This window comes from Armatimonadota bacterium, assembly GCA_031432545.1.
Lineage (GTDB): Bacteria > Sysuimicrobiota > Sysuimicrobiia > Sysuimicrobiales > Sysuimicrobiaceae > Caldifonticola > Caldifonticola tengchongensis.
This window is the reverse complement of the sequence record JAVKGX010000001.1, coordinates 110,265-136,471: the sequence shown is the minus strand read 5'-3', so window position 1 is coordinate 136,471 and position 26,207 is coordinate 110,265. Positions and strand designations below refer to the sequence as shown.

Annotated in this window: 31 protein-coding genes; 18 read left to right on the top strand and 13 right to left on the bottom strand. The window is 69.0% G+C overall.

Annotation, left to right across the window (positions count from 1 at the left end; genetic code table 11):
- Positions 1 to 36: 36 nt before the first annotated feature.
- From QN163_00695 to rpmH, 8 genes are all read right to left on the bottom strand, one after another.
- Complete coding sequence (locus QN163_00695; GenBank protein MDR5682537.1) at positions 37 to 921, bottom strand: ParB/RepB/Spo0J family partition protein; 885 nt, start codon at positions 919 to 921, stop codon at positions 37 to 39.
- A gap of 2 nt (positions 922 to 923) precedes the next feature.
- Positions 924 to 1,751 carry an AAA family ATPase gene (locus tag QN163_00690; GenBank protein MDR5682536.1) on the bottom strand — a complete coding sequence of 276 codons (828 nt, stop codon included), beginning with the start codon at positions 1,749 to 1,751 and terminating at the stop codon, positions 924 to 926.
- Positions 1,752 to 1,885: 134 nt separating this feature from the next.
- Entirely contained in the window at positions 1,886 to 2,494 is a 609-nt protein-coding gene (gene rsmG / locus QN163_00685; GenBank protein ID MDR5682535.1) for a 16S rRNA (guanine(527)-N(7))-methyltransferase RsmG, read from the bottom strand.
- Complete coding sequence (gene jag / locus QN163_00680; GenBank protein MDR5682534.1) at positions 2,491 to 3,234, bottom strand: RNA-binding cell elongation regulator Jag/EloR; 744 nt, start codon at positions 3,232 to 3,234, stop codon at positions 2,491 to 2,493. Before jag ends, rsmG begins: the two co-directional genes overlap by 4 nt.
- Entirely contained in the window at positions 3,231 to 4,037 is an 807-nt protein-coding gene (locus QN163_00675; GenBank protein ID MDR5682533.1) for a YidC/Oxa1 family membrane protein insertase, read from the bottom strand. Before QN163_00675 ends, jag begins: the two co-directional genes overlap by 4 nt.
- A gap of 28 nt (positions 4,038 to 4,065) precedes the next feature.
- Complete coding sequence (gene yidD / locus QN163_00670) at positions 4,066 to 4,320, bottom strand: membrane protein insertion efficiency factor YidD (protein MDR5682532.1); 255 nt, start codon at positions 4,318 to 4,320, stop codon at positions 4,066 to 4,068.
- Complete coding sequence (gene rnpA, locus QN163_00665) at positions 4,298 to 4,705, bottom strand: ribonuclease P protein component (protein ID MDR5682531.1); 408 nt, start codon at positions 4,703 to 4,705, stop codon at positions 4,298 to 4,300. Before rnpA ends, yidD begins: the two co-directional genes overlap by 23 nt.
- A gap of 14 nt (positions 4,706 to 4,719) precedes the next feature.
- Entirely contained in the window at positions 4,720 to 4,854 is a 135-nt protein-coding gene (gene rpmH / locus QN163_00660; GenBank protein MDR5682530.1) for a 50S ribosomal protein L34, read from the bottom strand.
- A 503-nt stretch (positions 4,855 to 5,357) separates the two neighbouring features.
- On the opposite strand from rpmH, the gene QN163_00655 reads away from it, so the two are divergent.
- The 15 genes from QN163_00655 to QN163_00585 all read left to right on the top strand — a co-directional run bounded on the left by QN163_00655 (position 5,358) and on the right by QN163_00585 (position 18,616).
- Entirely contained in the window at positions 5,358 to 6,140 is a 783-nt protein-coding gene (locus tag QN163_00655; protein MDR5682529.1) for an ATP-binding protein, read from the top strand.
- An 81-nt stretch (positions 6,141 to 6,221) separates the two neighbouring features.
- On the top strand, positions 6,222 to 7,583 hold the full coding sequence (gene dnaA, locus QN163_00650; GenBank protein ID MDR5682528.1) for a chromosomal replication initiator protein DnaA: 1,362 nt from the start codon (positions 6,222 to 6,224) through the stop codon (positions 7,581 to 7,583).
- Positions 7,584 to 7,814: 231 nt separating this feature from the next.
- A complete protein-coding gene (dnaN, locus tag QN163_00645) occupies positions 7,815 to 8,918 on the top strand; it encodes a DNA polymerase III subunit beta (protein MDR5682527.1) in 1,104 nt (367 codons plus the stop codon).
- Positions 8,919 to 8,924: 6 nt separating this feature from the next.
- Entirely contained in the window at positions 8,925 to 9,161 is a 237-nt protein-coding gene (locus tag QN163_00640) for an RNA-binding S4 domain-containing protein (protein ID MDR5682526.1), read from the top strand.
- Positions 9,161 to 10,201, top strand: coding sequence for a DNA replication/repair protein RecF (locus QN163_00635; GenBank protein MDR5682525.1), 1,041 nt, complete (start codon positions 9,161 to 9,163; stop codon positions 10,199 to 10,201). The genes QN163_00640 and QN163_00635 overlap by 1 nt, the downstream gene beginning before the upstream one ends.
- 14 nt (positions 10,202 to 10,215) lie before the next feature.
- Entirely contained in the window at positions 10,216 to 10,785 is a 570-nt protein-coding gene (locus QN163_00630) for a DUF721 domain-containing protein (GenBank protein MDR5682524.1), read from the top strand.
- A 6-nt stretch (positions 10,786 to 10,791) separates the two neighbouring features.
- Entirely contained in the window at positions 10,792 to 11,043 is a 252-nt protein-coding gene (locus QN163_00625) for a DUF370 domain-containing protein (GenBank protein ID MDR5682523.1), read from the top strand.
- A 235-nt stretch (positions 11,044 to 11,278) separates the two neighbouring features.
- The gene (gene gyrB, locus QN163_00620; protein ID MDR5682522.1) at positions 11,279 to 13,171 is read left to right on the top strand and encodes a DNA topoisomerase (ATP-hydrolyzing) subunit B; all 1,893 of its coding nucleotides are present in this window, start codon (positions 11,279 to 11,281) and stop codon (positions 13,169 to 13,171) included.
- Positions 13,172 to 13,242: 71 nt separating this feature from the next.
- Positions 13,243 to 15,678 carry a DNA gyrase subunit A gene (gene gyrA, locus QN163_00615; GenBank protein MDR5682521.1) on the top strand — a complete coding sequence of 812 codons (2,436 nt, stop codon included), beginning with the start codon at positions 13,243 to 13,245 and terminating at the stop codon, positions 15,676 to 15,678.
- A gap of 70 nt (positions 15,679 to 15,748) precedes the next feature.
- A complete protein-coding gene (locus tag QN163_00610) occupies positions 15,749 to 16,021 on the top strand; it encodes an HU family DNA-binding protein (GenBank protein MDR5682520.1) in 273 nt (90 codons plus the stop codon).
- 125 nt (positions 16,022 to 16,146) lie between these two features.
- Complete coding sequence (locus QN163_00605; GenBank protein MDR5682519.1) at positions 16,147 to 16,971, top strand: hypothetical protein; 825 nt, start codon at positions 16,147 to 16,149, stop codon at positions 16,969 to 16,971.
- 23 nt (positions 16,972 to 16,994) lie between these two features.
- Entirely contained in the window at positions 16,995 to 17,696 is a 702-nt protein-coding gene (locus QN163_00600; protein ID MDR5682518.1) for a GNAT family N-acetyltransferase, read from the top strand.
- Complete coding sequence (locus tag QN163_00595; protein ID MDR5682517.1) at positions 17,693 to 17,884, top strand: hypothetical protein; 192 nt, start codon at positions 17,693 to 17,695, stop codon at positions 17,882 to 17,884. Before QN163_00600 ends, QN163_00595 begins: the two co-directional genes overlap by 4 nt.
- Before the next feature lie 19 nt (positions 17,885 to 17,903).
- Positions 17,904 to 18,362 carry a DinB family protein gene (locus QN163_00590; GenBank protein ID MDR5682516.1) on the top strand — a complete coding sequence of 153 codons (459 nt, stop codon included), beginning with the start codon at positions 17,904 to 17,906 and terminating at the stop codon, positions 18,360 to 18,362.
- Positions 18,362 to 18,616, top strand: coding sequence for a hypothetical protein (locus QN163_00585; protein ID MDR5682515.1), 255 nt, complete (start codon positions 18,362 to 18,364; stop codon positions 18,614 to 18,616). Before QN163_00590 ends, QN163_00585 begins: the two co-directional genes overlap by 1 nt.
- A gap of 29 nt (positions 18,617 to 18,645) precedes the next feature.
- Here the strand turns inward: QN163_00585 and QN163_00580 are convergent, their stop codons facing one another.
- A complete protein-coding gene (locus tag QN163_00580) occupies positions 18,646 to 19,866 on the bottom strand; it encodes an FAD-dependent oxidoreductase (GenBank protein MDR5682514.1) in 1,221 nt (406 codons plus the stop codon).
- A 79-nt stretch (positions 19,867 to 19,945) separates the two neighbouring features.
- Between QN163_00580 and QN163_00575 the strand changes: the two genes are divergently transcribed.
- The 3 genes from QN163_00575 to QN163_00565 all read left to right on the top strand — a co-directional run bounded on the left by QN163_00575 (position 19,946) and on the right by QN163_00565 (position 22,006).
- A complete protein-coding gene (locus tag QN163_00575; GenBank protein ID MDR5682513.1) occupies positions 19,946 to 20,347 on the top strand; it encodes a putative metallopeptidase in 402 nt (133 codons plus the stop codon).
- 66 nt (positions 20,348 to 20,413) lie between these two features.
- Positions 20,414 to 21,349, top strand: a complete 936-nt coding sequence (rsgA, locus tag QN163_00570) for a ribosome small subunit-dependent GTPase A (protein ID MDR5682512.1) — start codon at positions 20,414 to 20,416, stop codon at positions 21,347 to 21,349.
- A 12-nt stretch (positions 21,350 to 21,361) separates the two neighbouring features.
- Entirely contained in the window at positions 21,362 to 22,006 is a 645-nt protein-coding gene (locus QN163_00565; protein ID MDR5682511.1) for a histidine phosphatase family protein, read from the top strand.
- Between the two features lie 22 nt (positions 22,007 to 22,028).
- Here QN163_00565 and QN163_00560 read toward each other — a convergent pair whose 3' ends face one another.
- Genes QN163_00560 through QN163_00545 form a run of 4 tightly spaced genes read right to left on the bottom strand, consistent with a single transcriptional unit; the run spans position 22,029 to position 26,092 of the window.
- Positions 22,029 to 23,009 (bottom strand): hypothetical protein, encoded by a 981-nt coding sequence (locus QN163_00560; GenBank protein ID MDR5682510.1) that lies wholly within the window; start codon positions 23,007 to 23,009, stop codon positions 22,029 to 22,031.
- Entirely contained in the window at positions 22,993 to 23,484 is a 492-nt protein-coding gene (locus tag QN163_00555; protein MDR5682509.1) for a cytochrome c-type biogenesis protein CcmH, read from the bottom strand. Before QN163_00555 ends, QN163_00560 begins: the two co-directional genes overlap by 17 nt.
- A complete protein-coding gene (locus QN163_00550; protein ID MDR5682508.1) occupies positions 23,481 to 25,616 on the bottom strand; it encodes a heme lyase CcmF/NrfE family subunit in 2,136 nt (711 codons plus the stop codon). Before QN163_00550 ends, QN163_00555 begins: the two co-directional genes overlap by 4 nt.
- A complete protein-coding gene (locus QN163_00545; GenBank protein MDR5682507.1) occupies positions 25,613 to 26,092 on the bottom strand; it encodes a redoxin domain-containing protein in 480 nt (159 codons plus the stop codon). The genes QN163_00550 and QN163_00545 overlap by 4 nt, the downstream gene beginning before the upstream one ends.
- Positions 26,093 to 26,207: the final 115 nt, after the last annotated feature.

The following is a 26,207-nucleotide window of genomic DNA, read 5'->3' as shown; positions in this document are numbered from 1 at the left end:
CCTGAAGACCTTATTCGCCGGGAAATATCGTGCCGCCTACTCGCCCCACATCGCCGCACCTAGGATCACGTCGCAGATTCTCGCTAGGTCTTCGTCGGAGTAAAATTCGATGTCCACGGTACCCTTGTTGCGACCCCGATGGATGCGCACCTGGGTTTTCAGGCGCTGGCGGAGGGCTTCTTCCAGTGCGAGTACGTTGGGGTCCGGCCTTTGTGGCTTCCTGCCCCGCCGGGCTGTCGTGCCAGGCACATGGTGCCTGGCACCGCGTGCCATGTCGGCCAGCTCCCGGACCGAAAGGTTCCGCTCCAAAACGACCCTGTGGAGCCGCCGCCGGGCCTGGGGATCGTCCACCCCCACCAGGATCCGCGCGTGGGCTTCCGACAGCGTCCCCCGTTCGACCGTCTCCAGGATCTCCGGCGGCAAAGTCAGCAGCCTCAAAGCGTTGGCCACCGACGGCTGACTGCGGCCGACGGCATCGGCGACTTGCTGTTGGGTCAGCCCGAACTCTTCGATGAGCCTCCGGTAGGCTCGCGCCCGCTCCACGGGATTCAGATCTTCCCGCTGCAGGTTCTCGACCAGCGCAACCTGCAGCGCTTGCAGGTCCGTCAGCGGGCGGACCACCGCTGGGACCGTCTCGAGCCCTGCCTCCCGGGCGGCCCGCCAGCGGCGCTCACCGGCCACGATCTCGTAACCGGTGCCAACCGGACGGGCCACGATCGGCTGCAGGATCCCGTGAGCCCGCACCGACGCCACGAGTTCTTCGAACGCCTGGCCGGCGATGCCGTCCCGGGGCTGGTGACGGCCGGGGCGAAGGCTTTCCACCGGCAGCCGTTCGACCGGCTCTTGCGCCCGTGACGCGTCGGCACCCGGTATCAGGGCTCCCAGGCCCCTGCCCAGTCCCCGCCTGCGCACCTCGGGCATGGTCATCCTCCTTCGCGGGCTTGGCCGCCTGCCGCCGCCAACTCGTGCTCCGGTGCTCTATGCCTCAGCCGACTATCGAACTCAATCGCCACAGCCTCGTAGGCGACCGCGCCTCGGGAGTGGGGGTCGTACAGCATGATCGGCTTGCCGTGGCTGGGCGCTTCTGCCAGGCGCACACTGCGCGGTATTGGGGTCTGGAAGACAACCTCGCCGAAGTGCGCCCGGACGTCGGCGGCCACCTGCTCGCTGAGGTTCGTCCGGCCGTCGTGCATCGTCAGGATCACCCCACCGATGTGCAGCGAGGGGTTGAGCTGGCGCTGGATGAGTTCAATGGTCCGCAACAGGTGGGACAGGCCTTCCAGGGCGTAGAACTCGCACTGGATGGGGATGAGGACCTCGTCGGCGGCGGCCATCGCGTTCACTGTCAGCAGCCCCAGGGAGGGAGGGGAGTCCACCAGGACGACTTCGTAGGCTGCCCGCACCGGCTCCAGCGCCTCCCGGAGCCGCAGCTCGCGCCGGTCGGCTGTGACGAGCTCGACTTCGGCCCCGGCCAGGTCGACACTGGCTGGCACGACGTCCAGCCTGTCCAGTTCGGTAGGCAGAGCCGCATGACGCACCGGCACGCCCCGGATCAAGCAGTCATAGCTCGACACGCGCACCAAGTCCTTGCGGATGCCCAGACCGCTGGTGAGATTTCCCTGGGGATCGAGGTCGACGAGCAGGACCTTGCGGCCCAATCGCGACAGGTAGGCACCCAGGTTCAGGAGGGTCGTGGTCTTGCCGACCCCGCCCTTCTGGTTGACCACCGCTACGATGCGTGCTGCGTCCATGTGCTGCGTCTACGGGTTGTGCGTGGTACGGTCTTCGCGGGTCGGTGCGGGAACTCCTGTTGGTCGGTGCCAGGCACGGCTAGCGGCTAGCACATTTCTCGCGCAATATTGGTCTGACCATCAGACCAAGTTATTCACGGCACCCGCCAGGTCGCCGCCCTCCGCATGCGGCCCGGAGCCCAAGGAACCGGCATCTGCACGATCTTGGCTGCCGGCGGGGTTGCATCCGGAGGCAAGGCCACAAAGACGGTACCCCCGGGCCTGAGGAGAGGCACGGCCAGGCCCACGACCCGAGCCCACCTAGCCACGGCCCTGGCGGCCGCCATGTCGTACGCCGCGCCGTGGTCTGGGTCCCCGCGCAGATCCTCCGCACGCCGGGCCACCACCTGGGCGTTGTGTATGTCGGTCTCGAGCAGGACGCGCTCGAGGAACGCCGCCCGCTTTTGGCGTCCCTCGATCAGGGTCACGCAAAGATCCGCACGTACAGCCGCCCACACCAGCCCCGCAAAACCGGCGCCGCTGCCGATGTCGGCCACCCGCCACCCCCATGCCGGGCGCGCCATCACGAGCAACAGCAGGCTGTCGAGGAAGTGGTCTTCGACGATTCGTTCGGGCGGGGCGTGCGCCACCAGGTTCATGCGGCGGTTCCACTCGATCAGCAACCGCAGGTGGCGGTCCAGGCGGGCCGTTTGCTCCGCGCTCAGGTGCAGACCCAGCGCGGACGCACCTTCTTCGAGGGTCATCTGCTGGGCTTGGACCCGGCCGTGCCGTCGGTTCTGCGCGCCTGTCCGGGGTGCCGCTTGGGGACGGGCTGGATCACAACGTGCCTGGCCGCGCCTTCACCCTCACTGTGCGTCGTGACCCTTACGTCTTCGCTGAGCGTGGAATGCACCGTCCTGCGGTCGCGCGCGTCCATCGGCGGCAGGTGGACGGCCGTCCCCTCGGTGACCGCGCGCCGTGCCGCGCGGCGCGCCATCTCCGCCACCCGCTCGCGCCGCCGCGTCCGGTACCCGGCGACGTCCACCTCCACGTGTGTGCGAGCACCGGTGGACCTGGCCAGCATCAGCGACACCACCGTCTCCAGTGCCTCGATCCCCTGGCCATGACGGCCGATCAAGGCGGCCAGGCCCTCGCCCCGCACATCCAGGTGGAGCCCTCGCTCGGTCGCATGCCCCGTCGTCGTCGCGTCGAATCCCATTCGTTGAACCAGCCCGCGTGTGATCTCGATCGCCGCCGCGATCGTAGCCGCATCCGCCGGTTCGCCCTCCGGCAAGGCCGACTTCGGCGCCACCCGGACCCGTGCCTCTCTGCCGCCCAGACCGAACACGCCGCGGGACCCCTCGTCGAGGACGTGAATCTCCACGTCCTCCCGGGTCAGCCCGACCCGCTCCAGCGCGGCAGCGATCGCCTCCTCGACCGTGCGCCCGGTGGCCACGACCTCCCGCGCGCTGTTTGGGCCCGGTCGGTGTTCGCTGCGGCTCACGACTGGCTCGACGCGCCCCCGGTGCGTGCGGCCTTCACCCGGTTTCTGCGCCTTCTGCTGCGCCCGGGGCTCCCGGCGGCCTCGGCCGGCCTTGCCGCTTCCACGGGCACCGCCTGGGGCGGCTTGGGCAAACCCACGACAAGCAGGTACTCCGCGATGTAGGTGAGCGTGGAGACGAACCAGTACAGCGAGAGGCCGACGGCGAAGTTCAAGCTGAAGTAGCCGATCAAGAACGGCATGAAGATGAACATCCTGGCCTGCTGCGGGTCGGTCACCGAAACCCTCTGCTGAACGTACGTCGACAGTCCGATCAGGACCGGCACCGCCGCGTACGCGACCACGGCCCCCACCCCCGCGCCGCCCGCGTTGGACAGGACCGTCATCGGGTGCACGAGTAGGTCCCACGGTCCGAACGGCACCGCGGTCAGCGCCTCGCCGTTGGGTTTGACGAAGTTCTGCGCGTTGTTGAGGACCTGGAACAGCGCAAATAGGATCGGCATCTGCAGCAGCATCGGCAGGCAGCCCCCGAAGGGATTGACGCCGTGCGCCCGGTACAGATCCATCATCTCGCGGTTCAGCCGCTGCGGATCGTCCCTGAACTTGGCTTGCAGGGCCCGGAGGTGGGGGCCGAGTTTTTGCATCTCCTTCATCGACCGCAGCTGCTTGCGCGTCAGCGGGTGCAGCGCCAGCTTCACCGCCAGCGTCAGGGCGATGATCGCCCACCCGTACGACCCCGTAATGCCATAGAAGAACTGCAGCGCCCCATTGATCACCGAGACGATCGCATTGAACCAACCGAACAAGGTTGCCTCCCTCGTCAGACCTCGGTGCTCAGGGCACCGGGTCGTGACCGCCCGGCGCGAACGGATGACACCGCACGATCCGTCGCGCCGCCATCCACAGCCCGCGCACTGCGCCGTAGCGCGTCACCGCCTGCGCCGCGTACTCCGAGCACGTGGGGTAGTACCGGCACGTGCGCGGCGTCCAGGCCGAAATCGTCTTCTGGTAGACGCGGATCAGCGCCACCACGGCCTTTGCAACCGACGCCGCCGCGCCACCGGCTTCAGCTCCCACCCGAGCGCCCATCGTCTCCCTCTGCACGGCCCCGTCCCTCCGACGGCGCGCGCAGCGCCCCGCTTTCCCTCACCAGCGCTTCCAGCTGCGACCGCAAGGCTGCGAAGTCCGCCCGCGCGGCCTGCGGGCGCACCACGACCACGACCTCCTGACACCGCCCCAGGGGGATGTGTCGCAGGATCTCCCGCACCCTCCGCCGCACCCGGTTGCGCACCACGGCCGTTCCCACGCGGCGCCCGACCGAGATCCCCACGCGCGCCGGACCCGGCAGCGGACGCCGGTAGAGGACAAAAAGATCGGCGACATGCCGCCGACCTTCATCGTACACACGGCGGAAGTCCCGCGGGGTCCGGAGGCGATCGATGCCGTGCTCGGGTTGCCCCCCGACCGCCGTCACCGTGCTCGGGCCCGCTAACCGGCGATCCTCCTGCGCCGGGCGGCGCGCCGCCTGCGCAAGACGTTGCGGCCTCCGGGCGTGCGCATCCGCGCCCGGAACCCGTGGACGCGCGCGCGGCGGCGCTTCTTCGGCTGATAGGTGCGCTTCACCTTCGACTCCCGTCAAACGAAATCCCCACGGCGGCAAAAGCCGCAATGTAGTATACCAAGAAAGCCGCATGCCGGCGGCACCCTACGACGTGCCGGCAGACGATGCGGTACACCCACCTGTGGATAACTTGTCCGCAAACCGGGGGGTTTTCCACAGAATGCCCATGCCACGGTGCCCTCGAACACATGAGCCTGCCCCCGACTGTCTGGCGACCGACGGCTGCACGTGGCGGTGCAGAAGCAAGTTGTCAACAGCTTTTTCACCTTCTGTGGACAATCTCTGCGGACCGGCAAAACAACCCTTCCACGCAGGTTCCCGCCAATCCCGCCGGCTGACCCTCGCCCTCGGCCAGACGGGTTTCACCGCAGATGGCGTACTTTTCGGCGACCCTCTGACATCGGCAAGAGTTCCCGCGGAAGGTGCCGAAAACCACACCGGACCAGCCCGTCGGCGGAGGAGTCGGTGGGCGCATGGCCAATTCGCCTGAGGGCATGCAGACACCATGTCACTGCGCGACCTCCTCAACGAGATCCTCGGCGAGCGGGAGGCAACGCAGGCGTCCGACGCGGCCCCCGAAGTCCGGCTGGCCGTATACGACTCGCCGCTGGCCGAGCCGCGTGTCATCTCGCTGTCCAGCGATGACTTTCACGACCTGGTGGCCAAGCTCGCAACGAGCACGTTCGACCACGCCCAACGCCGTGGCAGTCGTATCCCGTTCGTCGTGATCCGGGAGATCGTCGAGAACCTCATCCATGCACACTTTCGCAACGCCGTGATCACCATCACCGACGAGGGCAACACCATTCGCATCTCGGACCAAGGCCCCGGCATCCGCGACAAGGAGCGCGCGATGCAGCCCGGCTTCACCACAGCGACGTCGGCGATGCGCAAGGTGATCCGGGGCGTCGGATCGGGATTGCCGGTGGCGCGGGAGCAGCTGACCTTTCTGGGCGGCGCAATTACGCTGGAGGACAACCTCGACGGCGGCACCGTCGTCACGCTCCGCATGGCCCCGGAGCGGACCACGCCCCCTTCGGCTCCGAGCCGACCCACCCTCGCGAAGACCACCGAACGCCAAAACCGCGTACTGCTCCTGGTCGCCGAGATGGGAAGCGCGGGCCCGACGACGGTTGCCAAAGAACTGGACATCAGTCTGAGCACGGCGTACCGGGAGCTCGCCGCGCTCGAACGGCTCGACTTGCTCCGCGCGCATCCGGGCGGCCGCCGCACCCTCACCGAGCAGGGCGTGCGGTTCGTCGACGAGATCTTCAAGTCGAATTCGTGATCGGTTCCCGGCCCGCGCAGCCGGTGCTAGTCTGGGATCACCGACCCCGAGGAGTTCGCCACCATGGAGACCACCTCGCGCATGCCGCAGTCCCGCGTGCAGCAGGTATGGCAAGACACCCTCAGCCGGCTGCAGGAACGCCTCAGCCGGCCGGGTGTGGGTGTCGAGATGTTCCTGAAGAGCGCCCGCCCGCTGCTGCTGGAAGACGACGCCATCCTGCTGGCGGTCCCTAACGCGATGGCCAAGCAGTGGGTGGAGGAGAGGTACCTCGCCACGATCCGCGAGGAACTCCACCGCCTGCTCGGCCGGGAGATCTCGGTCCGCCTGCTGGTCTCCGACGACGGCGGCTACCAGGACGAACTGCCGTCCGATCCGCGCGCCAGCCTGGACGGACCGCGCACGGTGCCGCCCGACGGCATGCACCTGTCCCCGCGCTACACCTTCGACACGTTCGTCGTGGGGTCGGGCAACCGCTTCGCTCACGCAGCCGCCCTCGCCGTCGCAGAGTCCCCCGCACGCGCCTACAATCCCTTGTTCATCTACGGAGGCGTCGGTCTGGGCAAGACGCACCTCCTACAGGCCATCGCCCACAAGCTCGTTGCCCGGCGGGGCGAGATTCGGATCTTTTACTGCACCGGCGAGAAGTTCACCAACGAGGTAATCAGCGCCATCCAGGGCGGCCGCACCGAGGACCTGCGCCGCAAGTACCGCAGCGTCGACGTCCTGCTGATCGACGACATCCAGTTCATCGCCGGCAAACCCAGCACCCAGGAGGAGTTCTTCCACACCTTCAATGCGCTGCACGATGCCGGCAAACAGATCATCCTGACCTCGGACCGGCCGCCCAAGGACATCCCCACCCTCGAAGATCGCCTCCGATCGCGCTTCGAGTGGGGCCTCATCGCCGACGTCCAACCCCCCGACTACGAAACCCGCGTGGCCATCTTGCGCAAGAAGGCCGAGCTGGAGCGCATGAGCGTGCCCCACGACGTGACGGAGTTCATCGCCCAGCACTTCCAGTCCAACATCCGCGAACTCGAAGGAGCCCTCGTGCGCGTCGTGGCCTACGCTACGCTCACGCGCGTGCCGCCGTCGGTGGACCTGGCGCGGACCGTCCTACGCGACCTCCTCCCGCAGACTCGGCCGCAGCCGATCACCATCGCCGCCATCCAGAAGGCGGTGGCCGAGAAGTTCGGGCTCCGGCTGGACGACATGAAGGCCAAAAGACGCACCAAGGGCGTGGCCTTCCCCCGCCAGGTCGCGATGTACCTCGCCCGCGAACTGACCGACTCGTCGCTTCCCAGGATCGGCGACGAGTTCGGGGGCCGCGACCACACAACCGTCATGCACGCCTGCGACCGCGTCCGAGAGCAGATGCAGCGCGATCCCCATCTGGCAGCCACCGTCCACGCTCTCATCCAGCAGTTCCAGCGCATCGGGTAAACCCACCTGGGGACAGCCCGCCCTCCGCCCACACCCTCCCGCCCATACCCCTTGGGGCCGGGGACGGTGGGGACGGGCCGCGGCCCGTTGTCCACAGCTTTCGGCAGGACGCAACGCCGCGTCGTAGAATCAGTTCGGGGATTTTGCACACCGCACACACCCCCTACGACGGTTGCTACGACCTGATACACAGTGGCAATCCGTCCCGCCCGGCGGAGGAGGCTTGTGGGTATGAGGATACGGTGTTCGCAGGAGGATCTGTCGCGGGCGGTGCACACCGCGGGTCGGGCTGTGTCGTCGCGGACGACGATGCCGATCCTGGCCAACCTGCTGCTGGAGACGACCCGCGATGGGGTGCGGGTGTCGGCGACGGACCTGGAGCTGGGCATCCGCACGGAGGTGCCGGCGCAGGTGGACCGGGGCGGGATGGTGACGTTGCCGGCGCGGTTGTTGACGGAGATCGTAAGCAACCTGCCGGCCGCCCCGGTGGAGATCCGGGTGGAGGAGGGCGCCAGCCAGGCGGAGATCCTGTGCGAGCGATCGGCCTTCGAGATCCTGGGCCTGCCGGCGGGGGACTTTCCGCGGCTGCCCGACACGGAGGTGGATCCGGTCTGTCGGGTGGACGCAGGGCTTCTGCGGGGGATGATCCGGCAGACGATCTTCGCGGTGAGCACCGACGAGACACGGCCGTTTTTGACGGGGGTCTACGTGGTGGTGGAAGGTGGCGAGATGCGTCTGGTGGCCACGGACGGCGGTCGGCTGGCGCTGCGCACCGCCAGGATCGGCAAGGGCGCAAGCATGGCTGCCATCGTGCCCGGCAAGGCGATGCACGAGCTGGTGAGGTTGCTGGCCGGAGCGGACAAGGAGGTCGCGATCGGGTTGGTGGACAACCAGGTGGTCGTATCGGTGGGTGAGGTGCGTGTGGTGTCGCGCGTGATCGGCGGGCAGTTTCCGAACTACCAGCAGGTGATCCCCAAGGAGTTCAAGCAGAAGGTACGCGTCAGGACGGAGCGGTTGCACGCAGCGGTGCGGAGGGTGTCGATCACGGCGCGGGACTCGGCGACCGTGGTTCGGTTCAGCGCGGTGGGCGACGTCCTGCGGCTGCAATCGAACACACCGGAGGTGGGTCGGGCGCAGGAGGAGATCGAGGTGCACACGGAGGGCGAGGGCATCGAGGCAGCGTTCAATGCACGCTACCTGATGGACGCGCTGTCGGTCATGGACGCCGACGAGGTGTCGTTCGACCTGACGGGACCGCTGTCCCCGGGCGCGCTTCGGCCCGTGGGGCGGGAGGACTACGTGTACGTGCTGGCACCGGTTCGTGTGTACGGGTAGTCGGCGATGTCCGCCTCGGCGCGTGGGGGACGGTGGGTGGCGATTCGGGGTGAGCGGATCGAACTGGGCGCGTTGCTGAAGTGGGCCGGTGTTGTGGGCACGGGGGGCGAAGCCAAGAGGATGGTGCAGGAGGGGCGGGTACGTGTGAACGGAGCGGTAGAGACCCGCCGGTCGCGGGCCGTGGTGCCGGGCGATGTTGTGGACGCCGCCGGGGTTCGCCTGGTCGTGGTGGCGGAGGTCTGATGCGCGTCCGGTCCGTGTTCGTGGTGGACTTCCGGAATCAGGCGCGCGCAGAAGTCGCGTTTGAGCCCGGGCTCAACGTGATCGTGGGGCCCAACGGGGTCGGCAAGACGAACCTCCTGGAGGCCGTGGACGTGACGGCTACCGGCCGCAGCCACCGGACCGTTCGAGAGACGGAGGTCATCCGGTTCGGTGCGGAGCAGGCCGTGGCGCGGGCGGCCTACGAACGGGCGGGGGGCGGGCACGTGGCGGAGGTTCGGCTGTATCGCAGCGGGCTCAAGCACATCCGCATCAACGGTGCGCGGACCAGCCGCGCCGGGCTGCTGGGCCGGGTGGTGCGCGTGCTTTCGGGTCCGCAGGACAGCGAGGTCGTAGCCGGACCGGCCGGACACCGTCGGCGCCTGATGGACGGGGTGCTGTGCCAGCTCAGCGCCTCCCACTACCGGAACCTGCTTCGGTACGCACGGGTGCTGCAGCAGAGGAACCGCCTGCTGCGGGCCGGCGCGCCGGCGCAGCTGCTTGAGGTCTGGGATGAGCAATTGATCGAGCTGGGCACAGCGATCACGGATCGCCGTGCGTCGCTGGTGCGGCGGCTGGCACAGCATGCCTCGGAGGCAGGGGCGGCGCTGGGCTGTGGCGGGGTCGGGCTTCGCTACCTGCCGTCATGGAGCGGGGAGGCGGAGGGGGCGAGGGTGGCGCTGCTCAAGGCCCGGCGGGAGGAGTACCGCCGCGGGGTGACGCTGACCGGGCCGCACCGGGACGACCTCGAGATCACCCTGGACGGCATCGCCGTCCGGGCGTTTGGTTCCCGCGGCCAGCAGCGCGCCGTGGTGGTCGCGCTGAGATTGGCCGAGCGGGAGGTGGTGCGGAAGGAGATGGGGGAGGATCCGGTGCTGCTGTTCGACGACGTGCTGTCGGATCTTGACCGGGCCCGCGCCGCGAGGCTGTTGGAGATCGTATCGAGCTGCGGTCAGGCGGTATTGACGGCGACGGACCGGTCGGCCGTGCACACGGCGGCGACAGTGGTCGTGGTGGGGCCGTGAACAGAAGGCGGCCTGTGCCGATCGCAGACGTACTGCGGGACCTGGCCAGGGAGGGCACGCTGGGGGCAGGACTGGAAGGCGCGAAAGCCCTCGCCGCGTGGGAAGCCGTGGCCGGACCACTCGGCAGCCTCTGTCGGGTGGAAGGGTTTCGAGCGGGGGAGATGCTGCTGGCCGCCCGGAGTCCCGCCGCCGCCCAGGAGGTCAGCCTGCGGCGCGAGGCCATTCGCCGCAAGATCAACACCCGTCTGGGGCGGGAGGTGGTGCGGTCGATTCGGGTGGCTCACCGCGCCGATGGATGGGAGACAGGCGAGGGGGTCGGGCGGGCGGCGGAGGGGGCGCGGGCGTCCGAGCCGCCCGTGGCAGCCGGCGAGGCCGAGCAGATCGACCAGCAGGTGGCCCGCATCGGGGACGCCAGCACCCGGGAGGCCGCACGCAGGGTGCTGATGCGGGTGGCGCGGTTGCGGGCGGCGCGGCTGGCTATGGGATGGCGGCCGTGTCCGAGGTGTGGAACGCTCACGGATCCCCACCGCCGAGAGGTGTGCCCGTTCTGCCGGCCAGCCAGCGACGCCCCACCGCTGCGGTAGGACGCCGTGTACGTGCACATCGGGGAAGATGTGGTCGTGCGGGCAGACGAGATTGTGGCCATCGTCGATGCGCGGCTGGCGCAGACCGCTGAGGTGAACCAGGAGTTCTTTCAGCGGGCCGCGGCAGCCGGGTGGCTGCGCGGGGAACGCCTCAGCGACGCCCGTTCGGTCGTCGTGACCACCCGCGGCCTGTACCCGTCTCAGATCTCGCCCTCGACCGTCGCCACCCGGGTGCGCGAACTGTATCAGGGGATGTAGCCGAACGTACGCAGTAGAACATACGATCGCCTCCAAGCATCCAGTAGCGGTCGACGGCGGCAAATCGGCTTCCCAAGCGGGATTGCGCCGTTGACGACCGCCGGACCTGGGTGATATCTTTCATCTATATAGGGTTAGGGGCACGCGCTCTGATGGGCGGGTGCCCGTTGAATGTCGTGAGCAACTAAACCCCCGCCCGGGGTAAGCCGGGCACACGGAACACGATCGAGGAAAAATGGCCGAACAGACGTACGGAGCTCAGCAAATCCAGGTTCTCGAGGGTCTTGAGGCAGTCCGCCGCCGACCGGGGATGTACATCGGGAGCACGGGCAGCAGCGGTCTGCACCACCTGCTGTACGAAGTCGTGGACAACGCCGTCGACGAGGCGCTGGCGGGTCGATGCAGCCGGATCGACGTAACGCTGCACCCCGACGGCAGCGCGACCGTGGCCGACGACGGCGGCGGAATCCCCGTGGAGGTCCATCCGCAGACCGGCAAGTCCACGGTCGAGACGGTGCTGACGATCCTCCACGCCGGCGGCAAGTTCGGGACCGGCGCGTACAAGGTGTCCGGCGGGCTGCACGGCGTCGGGGTCTCGGTCGTCAACGCGCTGTCGGAGTGGCTGGAAGTCGAGGTGCGCCGTGACGGCAAAAGGTGGCAGCAGCGCTTCGCCCGGGGCAGGGCGACGACGCCGCTGCGCGCGGTTGGAGAGGTGAGGGGCACCGGGACGCGTGTCACCTTCCTGCCCGACCGCGAGGTGTTGGTGGAGAGGGACTTCCACTACGACACGATCCGCCAGCGTCTGGAGGAGCTCGCGTACCTGAACGCCGGCCTGCTGCTGACGCTCACCGACGAGAGGACGGGGCGTCGCGAGGAGTTCCGGTTCGCGGGCGGGATCGCGGAACTGGTCCGCACGGTGAACCGCCACCGGAGGGTCCTCAACGATCCGTTCCACGTCCGGCGTGAGCGGGACGGCGTGGAGGTCGAGGTCGCCATCCAGTACAACGAGGGATACGTCGAGCACGTCCTATCGTTCGTGAACACGATCCCCACCACCGAAGGCGGCATGCACCTGGTTGGATTCCGCTCCGCGCTGACGCGCGTGGTGAACGAGTACGCGCGCAAGTCCGGTTTGCTCAAGGACGCCGACGGCGCCCTGGCGGGCGAGGACGTGCGCGAGGGGCTGACCGCGGTGGTGAGCCTGAAGATGGCCGACCCGCAGTTCGAGGGGCAGACGAAGACCAAGCTGGGCAACACGGAAGTCAAGGGCATCGTGGAGTCGATCACCGGGGAGTTCTTCGGAGACTACCTCAACACGCATCCCACCGAGGCCCGGCGGATCGTGGGGAAGGCGATCCAGGCGATGCGCGCGCGGGAGGCGGCCAAGCAGGCGCGCGACTTGGTGCGCCGCAAGGGCGCGCTGGACATCAGTACGCTGCCGGGCAAGCTGGCCGACTGCGCGGAGCGCGATCCGCTGCGCAGCGAACTGTTCATTGTCGAGGGCGATTCGGCGGGGGGGACGGCAAAGCAAGGCCGAGACCGGCAGTTCCAGGCCATCCTGCCGATCCAGGGCAAGATCCTCAACGTCGAGAAGGCGAGGCTGGACAAGATGCTCAACCACGACGAGATCCGCGCGATCATCACAGCGCTGGGGACAGGGATCGGCACGGAGTTCGACATCAACAAGCGGCGGTACGACAAGGTCATCCTCCTGTGCGACGCTGACGTCGACGGGTCGCACATCCGGACGTTGCTGCTGACGTTCTTCTACCGGCACATGAGGGACCTGATCGATCACGGCAAGGTCTACGTCGCCCAGCCGCCGCTGTACCTGGTGCGCAACGGCAAGCACAAGCGCTACGCCTACTCCGACGAGGAGCTGGCCGCCGCCCTGAAGGAATTCGGCGGCAACAGCGAGGTGCAGCGGTACAAGGGTCTGGGCGAGATGAACGCGGACCAGTTGTGGGAGACGACGATGAACCCCCAGACGCGGACGCTGCTGCGCGTGGAGATCGAGCAGGCCGAACAGGCCGACCGGATCTTTCGGACTCTGATGGGGGACGAGGTCGAGCCGCGGCGGGAGTTCATCGTCCGCTACGCCCGCGAAGTGAGGAATCTCGACATCTGAGGCGTCGGCCGTCAGCGATGCGCTGTCACACCCCTCGCGCGGCGGCTGACCGCTGATCCGGAGGGTTCCCCTTGGCCATCGAGGAACGGATCGTCCCACGCCCGATCGAGCGGGAGATGCAGGAGGCGTACCTCGACTACGCGATGTCGGTCATCGTGTCGCGGGCGCTTCCCGACGTGCGCGACGGCTTGAAGCCTGTCCAGCGGCGCATCCTCGTGGCGATGAACGACCTGGGGCTGGCGCCTAACCGCCCCTACCGGAAGTGCGCGAAGATCTGCGGCGACACCTCGGGCAACTACCATCCGCACGGTGAGGCCGTCGTCTACCCGACCCTCGTGCGCCTGGCCCAACCGTGGGTGATGCGCTACCCGCTGGTGGACGGACAGGGCAACTTCGGCAGCATGGACGACGACCCACCGGGCGCGATGCGGTACACCGAGGCGCGCCTGACGCCGATCGCCATGGAGATGCTGGCAGATCTGGACAAGGACACGGTGGATTTCGTCCCCAACTTCGACCAGACGCGCAAGGAGCCGGTGGTGCTGCCGGCGCGCATCCCCAACCTGCTGGTGAACGGGGCCAGTGGCATCGCGGTGGGGATGGCCACCAACATCCCCCCCCACAACCTCACCGAGATCTGCGACGCGCTGGTGGGTCTGATCGACGAACCCCAAATGCCGGCCGAAGCGCTGGCGAAGATCGTCAAGGGTCCGGACTTCCCGACCGGTGGTTTCATCCTGGGCCGCGAGGGCATCCGGGAGGCCTACACGACCGGCCGCGGGTCGATCGTGATGCGTGCCCGAGCGGCGTTCGAGGAACTGCGCGGAGGGCGGACGGCTGTCGTCGTGACCGAACTGCCCTACATGACCAACAAGGCCGCACTGATCGCGCGCATCGCCGAGCTGGTGCGCAACAAGAAGATCCAGGGGATCGCGGACCTGCGCGACGAGTCCGACCGGGAGGGCATGCGGATCGTCATCGAGCTGCGTCGGGAGGCCAACCCGCAGGTGGTGCTCAACCAGCTGTACAAGCACACGCAGATGCAGGCCAACTTCGGCGTGATCCTGCTGGCACTGGTGGCAGGCGTGCCGCGGCAGCTCACGCTGCGCGACATGCTCTCGCACTACCTAGATCACCGGCGAGCGATCGTCACGCGGCGGACGCGCTACGAGCTGGCGCGGGCCGAGGAGCGCGCACACATCCTCGAAGGCCTGAAGATCGCCCTGGATCACCTAGACGCGGTCATCGGACTGATCCGGAAGTCGAAGGATGTTCCCGCAGCGCGCGCCGACCTGACCAAGAACTTCAAACTGACTGAGCGGCAGGCCGACGCGATCCTCGAGATGCGGATGGCGCGCCTGACGGCGCTGGAGCGCAGCAGGGTGGACGAGGAGTACCGGGAGCTGCTGAAGGCCATCGCGTACTACCAGGACGTGCTCAGGGACCCGCGCAAGGTGGACGGGATCGTCCGCACGGAACTGGAGGACGTCAAGCGCCGGTACGGGGACGCACGGCGCACCAAGATCATCTCCGGTCGCGAGGCGGAGTTCGAGGAGGAGGATCTGATCGCCGACACCGACGTCGTCGTCACGTTGACGCGGGAGGGGTACATCAAGCGCGTGCCGCTGGGCACCTACCGCGCGCAGCGTCGCGGCGGCCGGGGGATCATCGGAGCGGCGGCGAAGGAAGAGGACTTCGTCGAGCACGTAGTGGTTACGAACAACCACGCGTTCTTGCTGTTCTTCACCAACCGCGGCAAGGTCTACAGGCTGCGGGCGTATGAGGTCCCCGAGTCGGGCCGGACAGCCCGGGGTACGGGGCTGATGAACCTGATCGGGATCTCGCAGGCCGAGCGCGTGAACGCGATCATCCCGATCCGCTCGTTCGAGGACGCGGGGACGCTGCTGATGGCCACCAAGCGCGGCATGGTGAAAAAGACGGGGCTGATGGAGTTCGTCAATGCCCGACGCGCGGGCATCGTAGGGATCACCATGAAGGGGACAGACGAACTCGTCGGCGTGCGACTGACCGACGGGCGTCAGGAGATCATCCTCGGCACGCGCGAGGGGCAGAGCATCCGGTTCAAGGAGTCGGGTGTGCGAGAGATGGGCCGGACGGCCGCAGGTGTGATCGGGATCCGGCTGCGCCAGGGCGACGAGGTCGTCGGAGTCGCGGTGGCGGGCGAAAAGCCCGAGATCCTCACCATCACCGACCTCGGCTACGGCAAGCGCACCCCGGCCTCGGAGTACCGCCTCCAGTCACGGGGCGGGTACGGCGTCCGCAACATCCGGCTGACGAGCAAGAACGGCAAGGTGGTGGCGATCCGGGCGGTGGACAGCGCCGACGAGATGCTGCTGGCCAGCCAGAGCGGGAAGATCGTCCGCATGCTCGTGCGCGAAATCGGGACCGTCGGCCGCGCCGCGCAGGGGGTACGGGTCATGAAACTCGACCCGGGCGAGCGGATCTCGGCGGTGGCCGTCATCGAGGGCGAGAAGTCCGAGGGCTGAAAAGGAGTCAGGACGCGGATCGTAGAATCCCAAGGGCCGGACGGAGCACACGACAGCGGGAGGGGAGAAGATGAACAAGGAGCAGTTGATCGAGCGGGTGGCGGCGAAGGCGGACCTGAGCAAGAAGCAGGCCAACGAGGCGGTCGACGCGATCGTGGAGGCGATCACGGGTGCGCTGAAGAAGGGTGAGAAGGTGACGCTGGTCGGGTTCGGGAGCTTCGTCGTGCGCAAGCGCAAGCCGCGCGAGGGCCGCAACCCGCAGACCGGAGAGAAGATCCGTATCCCCGCGCGCCGCGTCCCCGCGTTCACGGCGGGAAAGGAATTGAGGAACGCGGTCAAGTAGGCAAGGGCTGTTCGGTCGCAGCGCAGGCGGTCGACTTCCCGTCCAACGCGCCGGGAAGTACGCCGGCGCCCTCGGCGCCCGGAGTGGGTTCCTCCGGGCGTCTTCATCTGCGAGGGTCGCGTTCGATGGGGCTGCGGGTGCGTGAGTCCGAACCGGGCGACGGTCCCGACCTCGCGGAGCTGGACCGGAGTCCGGGCGCGGGTGCGTTGCCCGCGGAGTGGGACCTCTGGGCCGACGAACCGCACCGCACGATCGTCGCGGTCCGGGGCGGACAGGTCGTGGGGGCGGCGCACGTCGCGATGGTCGGTCGTGCGGAAGGGTGGGTGGAGGGCGTGCGCACGCGCACGCCGGGCGAGGTGGAGACCGAGGACGCGCTGGTCCGGGAGGCCCTAGCGCTGGCGCGGCGGTACGGGGCCCTCGTCGTACGCGCCTGTGCGCCGGCATCCGCCCCATCCGGGTGGCTGCGGCGTCACGGGTTCGAGCAGGTGGCCGCGTTCGACGTCCTGGTGGCGGATGCCTCGCCCGTGACGGCGCCGCCGGATGTCGAGATCGTCCGACGGAACGACGGCGCAGCCTGGATCGGGTGGTTGCGCAAGGAGCTCGCGGAGCGGACAGGGGGGCTGATGGCGCTGGGGTGGAGGTTCCGGCGGTTTGCCGACGAGATCGCCGCCGGTGCCGCCCGTGAAAGCCGTCTGCTCGCACAGCGAGACCCGGCGGGGGTGGCGCTCTTTTTGCGGCGTGGAGTGGACCGCGTGGTGAATGTGCTCGTCTGTGCACAGCCATGGCGCCTGCTCGATGCGGTTTGCGCAGACCTGCCCGCAGAGGGCCGGGTGGCCACGTTCGCGCCGAGGGAGTCCGAAGAGAGCCGACGGCTGCGGGAGGAGGGGTTTGCGTCCCACCAGTGGTGTACCCAAGGGCTTGCGGTGTTCGCGCGGACAGACGTCCGTTGATCTGGATGTGGCAGGGGTCCGGGATGCGGTGTGGTGGCGCGGATCCCATCGAGGAAACCATCGCCGTGCGAGAAGCCCTGCCCTCCGACGCGGACGCGGTGGTCGGGATCTGCCGCAGCATCGACCCGGACGACTACGTGCCGCAGGCGTTTTCGACCTGGCTGGCCCAGCCTCGCGCCTTCACGCTGGTCGCCGAGCATGCAGGCCGCCCCGTCGCAGTGATGCATGTGCGCATGGTCTCACCACAGGATGCGTGGGGAATGGGTGTGCGGGTCCACCGCGCCTTCCAGCGCCGGGGGTTCGGTCGCGCTCTGACGCGCTACTGGCCGGCGGAGGCACAGCGCCGCTTTGGGGCGCAGCGGGCCCTGGCGGCCACCCACGTCGACAACGAGGCTTCGCAGCGCATGTTCTTGTCGTGCGGATTCCGGGCCGTCGCCTTCCCAGTGCGCTATCGGTGGGAGCGCGGTCTGCCGCTTCCGGCGGCCGCCGGTCCGCAGCCGCACCGTGCGGGCTGTCCACAAGACCTCTGGCGTCGCTGGTCGGCCAGCGTGTACGCCACCGCACACGGGGGGATCCTTCGGGGTCACGACGGCCACCATTCGCTGGTGGCAACGCCACAGGAAGCGGCGCGGTACGTGCGCGAGGGCCGGGCGCTGGTGGTGGGTGCGGGCGCGTTCTGTCTGTGGTCGGAGCGGGTCGACGTCGCGGGCAGGTCACGGGGGTGATCGGTGCGATCGACGGAGGCGCCCCGGAGGTGGGGGCACTGCTGCGCGCCGTGTTCGAGGGTCGGAGGTGGGACCGCGCCGAAGTGGACGCGCGCCGGGATCGCCGATTGCTGGGGATCCTGGACCGGCTTGGCCTCCCCCGCCGCGAGGCATGGGGCGAGATGGTGATCGTCCGCAAAGACCTGTGAGGGCACGGAGGAAAAGCGAATGGGCCACTCACAACGGCTGTTGGACTACCTGGAAGAACTGCGGGAGGCGGTGCGGGAGGCGGTCGCACCGCTGGACGAAGCCCAGCTCAACACGCAGCCGCGGGGGCTGGTGAACACGCCCGGAGTTCTGCTGCGGCACCTGGCCGGGTCGGAACGGGAGTGGATCCATCGGCTGGTCGGAGGCGACGCATACCGGCGAGACCGCGCCGCGGAGTTCGATCCGGCCACGCCGGTCCGCAAGGACGCTGCCCTGGCGGAGTTGGAGGCTGTTGCGCGGCGGACGCGCGAGATCCTCCGCGCTCTTCCGGACACCGCGCTGGACGAGGAGGTGGTGACCACACGCGCGGGTCGCACGATGGAAGTCTCCAAGCACTACGCGATCCTGCATACGCTGGCGCACTACGCCTACCACCACGGGCAGCTGCGCATGCACGTGAAGTTGATCCGGGGGAGTTGATGCGAGCGGGGCTGGCGGCCTTCTGGGTACTGGCCGCGGCGTTGGAGATCTACCGGCGCCTGAGCGGCGGACTGCCCGAGTTGCTCGGGGTGATCGGGCCGTGGTCGGTGCTGGTGATGACGATCCTTCCGGTGGTCGAAGCCGCACGGGAATTCCGTTACCACGAACCGGTGGAGGGCACCAAGAGTGCCCTGTGGGCCCTGCTGGGCATCGTGACGCTGCTGGCGGGGCCCCAGTGGCTGCGGTTCGGATAGCGAAGGCGCGGCCGGAACAGGCGGAGCGTTCAAGGCACCAGGCGCTCGGGAAAGAGGATGCGCGGATACTCGGTGTCGCCGTCGACGATCAACTGGGCGATCATGCGCCCGGCGAGGAAGGCGAACGCGAGCCCGTGCCCCGAGTAGCCGCCGGCGAGGTAGAGGCCGGGCCGGTCGACCACCGGGCCGATCAGCGGCATGCGGTCCGGCACGAATCCCATGATCCCGCTCCAGCGGTGGGTCACCCCCACGTGCGGCGGAATGCCCAGATCCCGCAAGTAGCGGGTGAGAGCATCCTGGATGCGCGGGTGCAGCGTGTCCAACGTCCCCACTTCCTCAGCCGGTGCGAGATGGCGCAACCCGCCCAGCACGATGCGCCCGTCGGGCAGCTGGCGCCAGTACTCGAATCCCCGGTTCGCGTAGAGGAGGTGCGCGAACACCTCCCTCCCCACCGGCGCCGTCGCGAGGGCCTGGCCCCGCACCGGCTCGATGAGGCCGTACCACGTCGGGTCGACCGTCGCGGCGTACGCGTTCAACCCCAGCACCACGGAGGTGGCCCGCACCGAACCGGAGGGGGTTGTGACGGACCAGTGGTTCCCGTGGCGGACAAGAGAGCGGACGGGGCTTCCTTCGAAGATCCGTGCCGCCGCCTGCTCGGCGACGGTGGCTAAGCCGCGCACGAACCGCACCGGATGCAGCCCGGCGTCTTGCGGGTTGTACACCGCGCCGAAGAAGCCCCCCACGCCCTCCAGGCGTTCCAGCATCGCGGCGCGATCCCAGATCTCGCGCGGGAAACCGCTGGCGTTCAGCGTCTGTGCGTGTCGTCGCAGGTCCTCGAACTCGGCGGCCGATGACGCGGCGACGACGCTGCCGCAGCGGATGCACTCGCAAGCGATCCGTTCGTCTTGGCAGGTCTGGATCAACCGCTCCCGGTTCTCGACGGTGAACTCCCACACCGCGGAGGCCGTATCCAGCCCGTAGCGTTCTGCGAGCGCGTCGTAGGGAGGGACCGTGCCCTCCAGGAGGAACCCGGCGTTGCGCCCGGTCGCGCCGCCGGCGAGGACGTTGCGTTCCACGAGGACGCAGGCGCAGCCGGCCCGCGACAGCCAGTACGCGGTCGCGACGCCGCTGATCCCGCCCCCGAGGATCGCCACCGGTGCCGTGAGGTCGCTCGCCAGCGGTGGGCGCGGCGTGTAGGGTTCGTCCAGCCAAAAGGATACGGTCATGACCCGGTTCTCCAGCTTGGCCACCGGGGCTGCCGCCCCCTTCCCGTCCAGCAGGAGAAGGCGGCGGTGTGTTTCGAAGGGAACACACAGGATGCCTGCCCAGATGACCTGGCTGCCAGCTCCCGATCTGCAGGCGCGGCTCAGGCGCATCGCCACGGCCTTGGAGTTCGTGCACGTGGATCCCGGGCGGGTGCACTGCGTTCGCGTGTACGGATCGCGCGCGAACGCCTGGGCCCGCATCTGGGGCTTGCCGCCGATCTTCCAGCATGCGCTGGGACTTCCCGCCGTGTACGTCATCGAGTTCCTCCAACCGGCGTTCGATCGGCTCCCCCCCGGCCAGCAGGACCGGGTGATCATCCACGAGCTTCTGCACATCCCCACCACGTTCAGCGGTGGCATACGGCCGGAGCGGTCGCTGTCGCTGCGGATCGACCGCCGCACCGTCGAGCGCTACTACCGGCGCTACCTGGCCGCCGTGGGCCGCCAGGCAACCCGGCGCCCCTAGGTGCGGCGGCCGCCGGTTGCGCTGCGGTGCGGTGCGCCAACGCCACAGCGGGAGATTGCGTCGGGCATGGCAGACCGCGAAGGCCTGACGGGGATCGTCACTAAGGTGCTCGGCGGCTTCTTCTTCGTCTACCACGAGGGCAGGATCTACCGGTGCGTGGCGCGCGGCCGCCTGCGGCGCCGTGACCGGGAGGCCGGCGTGCGCACATCGCAGATCGTGCCCGGGGATCGCGTGCGCTTCGCGCCGCTGTCGCTGCAGGAGGGCGTGATCGAGCAGACGCTGCCGCGGCGTCGCGAGCTGTCCCGGCCGCTGCACGGCGACCCGGATCGCCTGCAGGTGATCGCGGCGAACGTGGACCAGGCTTGCGTCGTGTTCGCGGCGCGCGCACCGGATCCGGAGCCGCACGCGATCGATCGATTCCTGGCCCTGGCGGAGGCCTCAGGGCTGGGACACCTGCTCTGTTTCAACAAGTGTGACCTCGCCGATGTGAGTCCTCTGTCGACCCTGTACGAGCGGGCCGGTTATCGGGTCCTGCGGACGAGCACGCGCACCGGCGAAGGGCTGGACGCGCTGCGACGGGCGCTGTCCGGGCACCTGACGGTCATCGCCGGGCCCTCGGGAGTCGGCAAGAGCAGCCTGGTCAACGCGCTGGCCCCGCAGGCGCGTCGAACGGTCGGGGAGGTGGGTCGCCGCGGCCGCGGGCGCCACACCACCACCACCGCCGAACTGTTGCCGGTCGGCGCCGACGCGTTCGTCGTAGACACGCCCGGCGTCCAGGTCTTGGAGCTGGTGCACCTCGATCCCAACACCGTGCGCCGGGCGTTTTTGGAGATCCGGGAGGTGGGGACGCAGTGTGCGTTCGCCGACTGCCGACACCGCCAGGAGCCCGGCTGCGCGGTGCGGCGGGCGGTCTTGGAAGGCCGGATCGCAGGCTCGCGGTACGACAGCTATCTGACGCTGCTCGCTGAGGCCGAGGAAGGCGAGCGTCGACGCTATCGCTGATCGGGGGTCCACATGACCCGCGTCTACCTGGTACGCCACGGCCAGACGGTTTGGAACCTCGAGCGCCGCTATCAGGGACAGAGGGAATCGGCCCTCACCGACTTCGGGCGCGAGCAGATGCGCCGCCTCGCTGCGGCGCTGGCCGCAGAGCCGGTGCGCGCGGTGTACACCAGCCCCCTGCAGCGGTGCCGCTGGAGCGCGGAGCGCATCGCCGCGCACCACGGGTTGCGCCCGGTCGTCGAGCCGAATCTGATCGAACTGAACCACGGGCTGCTGGATGGGTTGCGCATCGACGAGATGGAAGAGCATCTGGGGGAGGTGGTGCGGCGCTGGTGGCGCGATCCCGCCAACGTGGTGATCCCACAGGGGGAACCGCTGGCCTCCGCTCGCGATCGCGCCTACGCCGCCTTCCGGCGCATCCTCGCGTCGCACCCGAATGAGACGGTGGTGGTCGTGGCGCACGGAGGGGTCAACAAGCTCATCCTCCTCACGCTTCTGGGCGCGCCGCTGGACTCGTACTTCCGCCTGCAGCAGCACAACGGCGCCATCAATCTGGTGGAGTACCGAGACGACGTGGGTGTCAGGGTCGTGGCGATCAACGACACCTGCTACCTGAAGCTCCCATCCACCGACCCGGCCGTCATCGGCCAGGAGTAGGCGGCGTCGGGCGCAGGAGGTCTTAGGTGGGCGTGCGGAGGGTGCGCAGCCAGGGAAGGGCCGCAGCCCAGAAAACCAGCAGCGCGAGGGTGGCGATGCCGACGGCCGGCAGCACATTCGCGGTCGGTCGGGTCGGGCCGGACAGCCGCAGTTCGATGGTGGTGCCGGGTGGGAGATTCGCGCCGGCGAGCCGCAGCACGCGGCGCTGCTGCACCGTGCGCTCCTCACGGCGTGGGAGCGCGTCGCTGTGCGCGGACAGCGGTGCGGCCACGAACACGTCCGCGGCCAGCGTGGGCAGCTGCACCGGGATGCGCAGGGCGACCCGAGTCCCGCGAAACGGGACGCGGTAGGTGAGCACGATCTGCCGTTCGCCGGGCGTGATCGGCAGCGAATCCACCACCGCGCCCTCGGCATCGAGCCCCAGCGGTGCCATGCCCTGGCGCACCGAGACGCCCTGTGCGCCGGCGGGCAGGGGCAGACGCAGGGTAGCGCGGCCGTCGCCTTCGGGCTGGCCGACGTAGGTGCGGGGCAGCGCATTACCCACGACGACGACCTCGCGTATGTCCAGCGCGTGCGGCTCGGCCTGCTCGACCAACAACGCGCGGCGCGCGATGTACAGGCCACCGGGGTCGTCGGTGACCTCGTATACGCGGAGCGTTGCGTCCAGCGTGCGGCGATCTGCGGGATGGGGGCCTGAGGTGTAGACCACGCCGCGGTACTCCGTTTGGATCACGTAGGTCCGGCGCAAGACGTCCACGCGCAACGTGAAGCGTCCGTCTGCGCCGGTGCGGGTGAGGCGCTCGACGGGTTGCTGTCCGGTCTCCATCCCGAGCACGCGCACCTGTGCGCCGGCTACCGGTCTGCCGGTCTCTCCCTGCAGGACGTGGCCGGTGACGACCACCCCGCCTGTCGCGGCGCCGGCATGCGCGGCGAACACGGAGGTCGCGAGGACACCCACGAGGGCCGCAAGGGGGTGCGGCCCCTTGTCAGCTTGGTACGCCATCGTCTTCGGGCTCGGCCTCCCCCAGCAGACGCCGAAGGTGTCGGCCCTCCTCGCTGCTGAGCGCAGGCCCTACCAGGTGGGCAGGGGCGTGATCGGTGCGGAAGCGCAAGAACAAGAACAGCGCGCCGGCCGCGATGGCGAAGGCCGGCGCCAGCCAGACCAGGAGGCCGAAGCCGCTTCGGGCAGGAGCGGCGAGGGCTGCGGGCCCGTAGCGGTCCACGAAGTAGGCGACGATCTCCTCCGGCGACTCACCCGCCCGCAGCTTCTGCCGGATGATCTCGCGCATCTGACCGGCCAGTTCGGAGGGCGAGTCCGCCACCGTTCGGCCCTCGCACACCGGGCACATCAACTGGGACGCGATCTCCCGAACCCGGTCGTCGAGCGTCTGGCCGAGCGCGGGTGGCCCGACCCCGACCAGCAGCGCCAGGACGGCCGCCACGGCGGAGCCGGACAGGGGATGTCGGCGTCGGTTCATCCTCCCTCCTTCTGTGCGGACGCACCCGCGCGCTCCTCCTCGGCGGCGCGCAGCAGGTGGCGCTGTGCTTGCGGGACGGTCTGCTCGTAGTCCCGCTGCGACAGCTTACCGGTCCTCCAGTCGGCCTCCAGGTCGCGCAGTGTCTGCAGCGGCCATCGTGTCCGGGTGCCCGCACGCAGCCGGTCGGGCCAGGCCGCGACGGCCGTGCCCAGCAAGAACGCGATGCCGCCGATCCAGATCCACCTCACCATCGGGTTCACCCACACGCGCAAGGTGGCGCGCCCGTCCGGTTCGAACGCCGCCAGCACCGCGTAGACATCGTCTTGCAGCGTGGACCGGATGCCCGGCCGGCTGACCGGCTGGTTCCATTTCGGATAGAACAGGCGCAGCGGCTCCACCGTCCAGGCGCGCCCACCGCCGCGGACCTCGAGCAGACCCCAGGTGGCCGTGGCGTTGGGAGCAGTCCCTCGGCGCAGGCCGTGGTAGGTCACGGTGTACGACCCCACCCGAAACGATTCGCCAGGCCGTACGGTGACCTCGCGCTCGCGGACGTACGCGTGGCTGGCGACGACGCCGACGACGATCACCAGCGTCGCCAAATGGACCAGATACCCGCCGTACCGCCGGCGCTGGTGGACGAACAGGTGGGCCAAGCCCAGGAGGTATGCCCCCACCCCCCCGGTGGGAGAGTCAGGCGCGAAACGCCCCCTCGGAGGAACCGTGGACTTCGCCCCGCGGTGGTATTCCTGGAGCGTCGCGCCGAGTGCGAAGGCGACGGCGGCCAGCGCCAGCACCACACCGGGCCTGCGCAGCAGGACCGCGGCCGCGACGGAGGTGCACAGCGTCACGAACAGGGGGAAGCGGAACTGAACCAGCGTGCGCACGGTGGCGCGCCGCCACGGGAGCAGCACGCCGACGCCCATCAGCACGAGGAGGGCGATCCCGATGGGCGCGGAGATCTGCCGGAAGTATGGCGGCCCGACGAAGATCTGCACGCCGCGCACCGCCTCGCTGAGGATCGGGAACAGGGTACCGACCAAGACGGCGAACGCGAATCCCAAGAACAGGACGTTGTTGAACAGGAACGCCCCTTCCCGCGAGGCCAAAGAATCCAGCGGCGCTGGGTCCCGCAAGTCGTCCCACCGCCATGCGAGCAGCCCGAACGATCCCAGCAGGAGCACGGCCAACAAGGCCAAAAAGTACGCGCCGATCTCGGACTGCGCGAAGGTGTGCACGGAGACGACCAGGCCGCTGCGCGTGAGGAACGTCCCCAAGAACGCCAGCGCAAACGTCAGGATCACGAGGGTGACATTCCACGCAGCGAACAGCCCCCTGCGTTCCTGGATGATCGCGGAGTGGACGTAGGCCGTGGCCACCAGCCAGGGCATCAGCGCGGCGTTCTCCACGGGGTCCCAGCCCCAGTAGCCGCCCCAACCCAGCGTGCGGTACGCCCACCAGCCGCCGACCAACAGCCCGGCACCCAGCGCAGCCCAGCTGAGCAACGCCCAGCGCCGCGTGGCTGCCAGCCATTCCGGATCCAGCCGCCCGGTGGCCAGCGCCGCGAGGGCAAACGCAAAGGGTACTGCGAACCCCACGTAGCCCAGATACAGCAAAGGCGGGTGGATCACCATCCCGGGATCTTCCAGCAGCGGGTTGAGTCCCCGGCCGTCGGTCGGCGGGAACGGCAGGGTCCGGAAGGGGCTCTCGACTGCAGCCACGATGAACGCAAAAAACGCCAGGATCGCCATCAGCACGATGGCGGCAGCCGGCATCAGTTCGGGGTCCGCGCGGCGGTGCCGGTAGACCACGACCGCGGCGAGGACCGCCATCATCCACGTCCAGAACAGCAGCGACCCAGCCTGACCTCCCCACAGCCCACTGACGCGGTATAGGAGAGGGGTCTCGAGGCTGCTGTTGCGTGCGACGTAGACCAGGCTGAAGTCGTGAGTGACGAGCGCGTGCACCAGAATGGACGAGGAGACAGTCAGCAGTACGGCGGGCATGACGGCTGCGTTCATGCCGCTGTCGATCCAGGTCCGCTTGCGCGCGGCGAGCCCGTAGGCCAGCGCTCCGATGGCGTACACGGCCGACAGCAGCGCGATCCACACCCCCGCCGCTGCGAGCGCGGTCACGGCGCAACCCCCAGGGGGTCCAGCACTTCCCGCAGGCGCGCGGGGTCGAGGGGTCCGGCGAACCGGTGAACGATGCGGCCTGCACGGTCGACGACGAACGTCTCCGGAATCCCGCGCACGCCGAAGGCGACGGCGACGCGGCCGTCGCGGTCGGGGCCGGTCGGGAACGTCAGGCCGTAGTGGCGCATGAACGCGCGCGCATCCGCCTCGCGGTCCCAGACGTTGACGCCGACGACGACGAGGCCGGCGCGTCGGGCCGACTGCCACAGCGCCTGGAGGATCGGCGCCTCGTCACGGCACGGGACACACCACGAAGCCCAGAAATTGACGACGACGACATTGCCGCGCAGCTCCCCCGACGACAGCACCCCGCCGTCGAACAGCGGGAGTACGAATGCCGGGGCTGGACGCCCTGCCAGCGACGGGGCGGGGGTTGTCGCACGGGGGCGCATCGCGTACGCGAAGGCGACGATCATCGCCACAACGACGACAAAGACCGCGCCGGCCCTCAGCCAGCGGCAGCTGGGGGGCGGTGCGGTCGTCGTGCCTCGCGTGGAGCTCCCGGCGACCGAGGACACAGCAATCTACATT